The 5,547-nt window shown below is 64.8% G+C and carries 8 protein-coding genes; 3 read left to right on the plus strand and 5 right to left on the minus strand.

Annotated features, from left to right (window positions below; all coding sequences use genetic code 11):
* The 3 genes from EN781_RS24205 to EN781_RS24215 all read left to right on the plus strand — a co-directional run.
* Positions 1–1,183: glycine cleavage T C-terminal barrel domain-containing protein (locus EN781_RS24205; protein WP_245492646.1), on the plus strand; the 1,183-nt coding region annotated here is incomplete at its 5' end.
* A complete protein-coding gene (locus EN781_RS24210) occupies positions 1,176–1,754 on the plus strand; it encodes a sarcosine oxidase subunit gamma (protein WP_126058371.1) in 579 nt (192 codons plus the stop codon). The genes EN781_RS24205 and EN781_RS24210, both read left to right, overlap by 8 nt.
* Positions 1,755–1,814: 60 nt before the next feature.
* Positions 1,815–2,036, plus strand: a complete 222-nt coding sequence (locus tag EN781_RS24215; protein WP_126058372.1) for a hypothetical protein — start codon at positions 1,815–1,817, stop codon at positions 2,034–2,036.
* A 70-nt stretch (positions 2,037–2,106) separates the two neighbouring features.
* Here EN781_RS24215 and EN781_RS24220 read toward each other — a convergent pair whose 3' ends face one another.
* The 5 genes from EN781_RS24220 to EN781_RS24240 form a co-directional block, all read right to left on the minus strand.
* Positions 2,107–2,352 (minus strand): DUF680 domain-containing protein, encoded by a 246-nt coding sequence (locus EN781_RS24220; protein ID WP_126058373.1) that lies wholly within the window; start codon positions 2,350–2,352, stop codon positions 2,107–2,109.
* A 219-nt stretch (positions 2,353–2,571) separates the two neighbouring features.
* Positions 2,572–3,216, minus strand: a complete 645-nt coding sequence (locus tag EN781_RS24225; protein ID WP_126058374.1) for a TetR/AcrR family transcriptional regulator — start codon at positions 3,214–3,216, stop codon at positions 2,572–2,574.
* 147 nt (positions 3,217–3,363) lie between these two features.
* Positions 3,364–4,140, minus strand: a complete 777-nt coding sequence (locus EN781_RS24230; RefSeq protein ID WP_126058375.1) for an SDR family oxidoreductase — start codon at positions 4,138–4,140, stop codon at positions 3,364–3,366.
* 18 nt (positions 4,141–4,158) lie between these two features.
* Positions 4,159–5,193: a phosphotransferase gene (locus tag EN781_RS24235; protein WP_126058376.1), complete on the minus strand. Its 1,035-nt coding sequence runs from the start codon at positions 5,191–5,193 to the stop codon at positions 4,159–4,161.
* Positions 5,190–5,547, minus strand: a 358-nt coding sequence (locus EN781_RS24240; protein ID WP_145965599.1) for a MaoC family dehydratase, incomplete at its 5' end; no start/stop codon positions are given. The genes EN781_RS24240 and EN781_RS24235, both read right to left, overlap by 4 nt.

The following is a 5,547-nucleotide window of genomic DNA, read 5'->3' on the forward strand; positions in this document are numbered from 1 at the left end:
GTTCGACCCGACGCGTCGGACGGCGATCCATCCCTGGGCCGCCGCGCAAGGGGCGGTGTTCGAGGATGTCGGCCAGTGGAAGCGCGCCTGGTACTTCCCCCGGGGAGCCGAGGACATGCACGCCGCCGTCGACCGCGAATGCGTGACGGTGCGCAAGACGGCCGGACTGTTCGACGCCTCGACGCTGGGCAAGATCGAGGTGGTCGGACCGGACGCGGCCAAGTTCATGGAGCTGCTCTACACCAATCCGTGGGAGAAGCTGGAGCCCGGCCGCTGCCGCTATGGCATCATGCTGCGCGAGGACGGCTTCATCTACGACGACGGCGTCGTCGGCAGGCTGGCGCCGGACCGCTTCCACGTGACGACGACGACGGGCGGCGCGCCGCGCGTCATGCACCATATGGAGGACTATCTCCAGACCGAGTTCCCGCATCTCAATGTCTGGCTGACCTCGATCACCGAGCAGTGGGCGGTCATCGCCGTGCAGGGACCGAAGTCGCGCGACATCATCGCGCCGCTGGTCGAAGGCATCGACATGTCGGACGAGGCGCTGCCGCATATGTCGGTGCGCGAAGGCAGGATCTGCGGCGTGCCGACGCGGCTGTTCCGCATGTCGTTCACCGGCGAGCGCGGCTTCGAGGTCAACGTGCCGGCCGACTACGGCCAGGCGGTCTGGGAGGCGCTGTGGGCCGAAGGCCAGAAACATGGCGCCTGCGCCTACGGCACCGAGTCCATGCACGTGCTGCGCGCCGAGAAGGGCTACATCATCGTCGGCCAGGATACCGACGGCACGGTGACGCCGAACGATGCAGCCCTCGACTGGGCGGTCGGCAAGAAGAAGGCTGACTTCGTCGGCATCCGTGGTCTGACGCGGCCGGACCTTGTCGCCAAGGGTCGCAAGCAGCTTGTCGGCCTCAAGACCAAGGACCCCAAGGTGGTGCTGGAGGAGGGCGCGCAGATCGTCGAGGATCCTGGCCAAGCAATCCCGATGAAGATGATCGGCCACGTCACCTCCAGCTACTGGTCGGAGAATTGCGGCCGTTCGATCGCGCTGGCGTTGGTCGCCGGCGGACGCGACCGCATGGGCAAGACGCTCTATGTGCCGATGCCAAACGGGACGATCGAGGTGGAAGTCACCGGCATGGTGTTCTTCGACGAGAAGGGGGAGCGCCTCAATGGCTAAGGCTGCCGCAAAGACAACCGCTGCCGGCTCGCCGGCCGAGCGCCGTCCGGCGCTGGCCGGGCGCACGATAGAGGCGAAGGGCGTCACGCTTGCAGTGCTGCCGCCGGCCGAGCGCATTTCGGTGCGCGCGCCGGAGGCTTCGCTGACCGCGCTTTCGAAGGCGCTCGGCGTGAGCTTGCCGGCAAAGCCGAAGACCTCGGCGGCCAAGGCAGGGCGCACGGCGCTCTGGCTCGGGCCGGACGAATGGCTGGTGATCGACGAGGCGGGCAAGGATCCGCTCGCCGACTGCGCCAAGGTGACGGCGCTGCATTCGGCGGTCGGCATCTCGCATCGCAACGTCGCCTTTTCCGTCACCGGCCCGGCTGCCGCCGTGACCGTCAACTCCGGCTGCCCGCAAGATCTCTCTCTTGACGCGTTCCCGGTCGGCGCGGCTTCGCGCACCATCCTCGGCAAGGCCGAGATCGTGCTGCTGCGCACGGCGGCGGACGCCTTCCGGGTCGAATGCTGGCGTTCGTTCTCGGACTATGTCTTTACTCTGCTGTCGGAAGCGGCGAGCGACGCGGCGAACTGAGCCATAGGAACCATCGACGCGCCGATCCGTTTTGCGGCAGCGTGTCGAGGGAGAATGCCGATGCCGTCGAAATCCGCGCCGAGGCCGCCCAGGAAGACGGCGGCAGTCCGCTCGCTCGAGCACGAACGAACACACGAGGTCGAGGAAGAGGAACTCGAGGAAGGTCTCGAGGACACGTTCCCGGCCAGCGATCCGGTGTCGATCACCTCGACCTCCATTCCGGGCGGCCCCGCAAGACCCGGCAAGGCCAAGACGGTGCCGGGGCGCAAGCCACGCAAGTAATCGATCCAGCAAAAAAGGGCGGTCAGGATATCCTGCCGCCCTTTGAGTATTTCGTGGCGTTCGAACCGCCTTAGAACGTGCTGGGAACGATCCACGGATCGATTTCGATGCCCAGACGCTGGCCCTTGGCGGCGTCGGTCTTGGTCGTCGCGCCGGTCTTTTCGACGGAGCCGGTCGTGCCGCAATCGAGCTTCACATTGGCGTTGGTCTGGATGCAAGCCGCGGCAGGAGCCTGCTTGGCCTGATGGCTGGTGCCGGCGAAAGCGGCGCCCGAGAAAGCCAGGACGGTAGCGATAGCGAGGATTGTCTTTTTCATCATCTTTCTCCGGTCAATCTTTTTCGTACATGTACGATACGGCGTACATATACGTCCGGCGGAGTGCGAGTTCAAGTGAGAAATCGTACATGTACGGTCAAATTTTCTGAAAATACGAAAATGTCGCACGGCGCGACGCCCGGCCAGATCGGACTGTAAAAACCGGGGGTTCGCTTCTGCGCAATTCCGGCCCAAAACCGCTGGGCGGAATTGCTCCAGTCAGCAGTTGACTGGCGTTTCGGTCAGCGGCGGCACGTTCTGCGTCGAAAGCGAGGCAAGCGTGAAATCGCACATCCGCTTCACGAAAGCCTGCGGGTCGCCGAACGGATAGAAGGGGAAGGTGATCAAGAGCGAGATCGTGCCGTGGCCGACCGCCCAGAGCATGGTGGCGATGGCGCGCGGGTCGCCCTTGAGCTTGCCGGCGGCGACACAGGCCTCGACCCTGCTGATCAGCACTTTCATCGCCGGATTACCCTCTTCCATGTCCTCGTAGCTGCGGCCTTCCGGCAGCCGCGTCTTCTCGGTCATGAAGACGGTGCGGTATTCGTTGGGATTGCCGAGGCCGAAGGCGGCGTACTCGGTCATCACCGCCTGCAGGGCCTCGATCGGATCGTCGGCGGGGTGCGCCTCGATGCGCCGCGCCAGCGTCTCGAAGGCGTCCTCGGCCAGCGCGAACAGGATGTCCTGCTTGTCGGCGAAGTAGGAATAGACCGACATCGGCGCGTAGCCGACCCGCTTGGCCAGCTTGCGGATGGTCAGGCCCTCATAGCCTTCTTCCTGAACGAGCTTGTGGGCCGCTTCGACGAGTTCGGAGCGCAGCTCTGCTTTCTGTTTTTCGCGGCGTGTCTGGACGCTCAACGGCAAGGTTTGCCTGCCTTCGTTGGTTGGTTGCCTTGTTAAATTATATACGCTGTACGGAAACGAACAAGTGCGTGGCAGGTTCCCCAACGTCCGCCCTAACCCTTTGTTCCAACGCAATTCCGGACGGAAAATCGCTTTGGGCGGCCTGCCCTAGATGGCGCCGATGCCGCCGTCGAGCGCCAGCGCATGGCCGGTCATGAAGGAGTTGGCGGGATCGGCAAGAAACAGGACCCCCGTTGTGATCTCGTCAACCTCGCCGACCCGCTTCATCGGCACGCCGCGCGTGAGTTCGGCAATCGCCTCGGCTTCCGGGGAGCTGCTGGCGCGGACGAAGCCGTCCACCATCGCGGTCCTGGTATGCGCGGGACAGACTGCGTTGATGCGCACGCCCTTGGTGGCATATTCGGCAGCGGCCGAGCGCGTCAGCCCGACAACGCCATGCTTGGCGGCGGCATAGACCGACAGCTTGGGCGCGCCGGACAGGCCGGCGACAGAGGCGACGTTGACGATGACGCCGCCCTTGCCGCTTGCCTTGAACTGCCGTTCCATCTGCGGGATCTGATGCTTCATGGCGTAGAAAACGCCGAGCAGGTCGACCTCCAGCACCCGGCGTGCTTCATCCGAGGCCACCTGCGGCAGGCGCACGAAAGCATGGACGATGCCGGCATTGTTGACGGCGATGTCCAGCCGGCCGAATTTTTGCACCGCCAGGTCGACGAGATCCTCGGAGAGTTTCTCGTCAGCGATGTTGCCGGCGAGGATGGTCGACTCGACATCAAGCGTCGCGGCGAAATCGCGTAGCGCAGCCTCGTCGAGATCCGATAGGACCAGCCGCGCACCTTCGGCGGCGAAGGCGTTTGCCGCGCCGCGGCCGAGGCCGCCGGTCGCACCGGTGATCAGCACCGTCGCTCCATCGAAACGGCCCATCGCTCAGCTCTCCCATTGTCAAATCTTGTTGTCGATCAGGTCCACGGCGAGCGCGGCAAGCAGCTTTACCGCCTCGCCATAGGTTTTTGCCTTTTCCGGGTTGGAGGCGTTGCCGTCCAGCGCGCGCCGATAGACGCCCTGGCAGATCGCCGCCAGCCGGAAGAAGGAGAAGGCGAGGAAGAAACTCCAGTTGTCGATGCCGGTAAGCCCGCGCCGCAGGCAATACGCCTCGACATAGGCTTCTTCGGACGGCAGGCCGAGGGCTGCGCGGTCGACGCCGCCGAGGCCGCGAAAGCCCGATGCATGCGGCAGCCGCCATTGCATGCATTGATAGGCGATGTCGGCGAAGGGGTGGCCGAGCGTCGACAGTTCCCAGTCGAGCACCGCGATCACTTTCGGCTCGCTGGCTGCGAAGATCATGTTGTCCAGCCGGTAGTCGCCATGCACCAGCGAGACGCGGCCGTCATCGGCCGGCATGTGCGTCTCCAGCCAGGCGATCAGCCGATCCATGTCCGGAATGGTTCCGGTTTCCGAGGCGCGGTACTGGCTGGTCCAGCGGGCGAACTGGCGCTCGAAATAGTTGCCGGGCTTGCCGAAATCGCCAAGGCCGACGGCTTCCACGGCGACATCGTGCAAGGCGGCTAGCGTTGCGTTCATGGCGTCGTAGATGGCGGCGCGATCCTCGTTCCCGGATGCCTCCGGCAGCGACGGGTCCCAAAAGATGCGGCCGTCGAGGAACTCCATGACGTAGAACATGCGGCCGATGGGCGAGTCCTCGTCGGACAGGTGCAGCATGCGCGGCACCGGCACGGCGGTGGCGGCAAGCGCCTTCATCACCCGGAACTCGCGGTCGACCTGATGCGCGGATTTCAGCAACTGGCCCGGCGGCTTGGCGCGCAGCACGTAGCGGCCGCTTGCCGCGGTCAAAAGATAGGTCGGGTTCGATTGTCCCGATTTGAACTTCTCGGTCGCGGAAAGCCCGCCAAAAGCCGGGATATGCGCCTCGAGATAGGGCGCAAGCGCCGTCTGATCGAGCGCGTTCAGGTCGTTCATGCGGTCTCGGGCTGGCGCTCGATCAATGTCAGGGTCAGCCAGCGCGCGGTTAGCGCGGGCTTCTTCGAGCCCTCAATCTCGATGGTCACGTCATGCGCCGTCTGCACCCAGCCCGAGGGCCTGACCTTGACGTCGGCGAGCACGAAACGGGTGCGGATGCGCGCGCCGGTCTTTACCGGCGCCAAAAAGCGCAGCGAATCGAAGCCGTGGTTCACGCCCATCTTGCTGTTTTCGAGCGGCGGCATGGTCTCGAAGGTCATCGCCGAGAGCAGCGACAGCGACAGGAAGCCATGCGCGATGGTGCCGCCGAACGGCGTCTCACGGCTGGCGCGTTCCGGATCGCAGTGGATGAAC

The organism is Mesorhizobium sp. M4A.F.Ca.ET.090.04.2.1 (genome assembly GCF_003999085.1).
GTDB lineage: Bacteria > Pseudomonadota > Alphaproteobacteria > Rhizobiales > Rhizobiaceae > Mesorhizobium.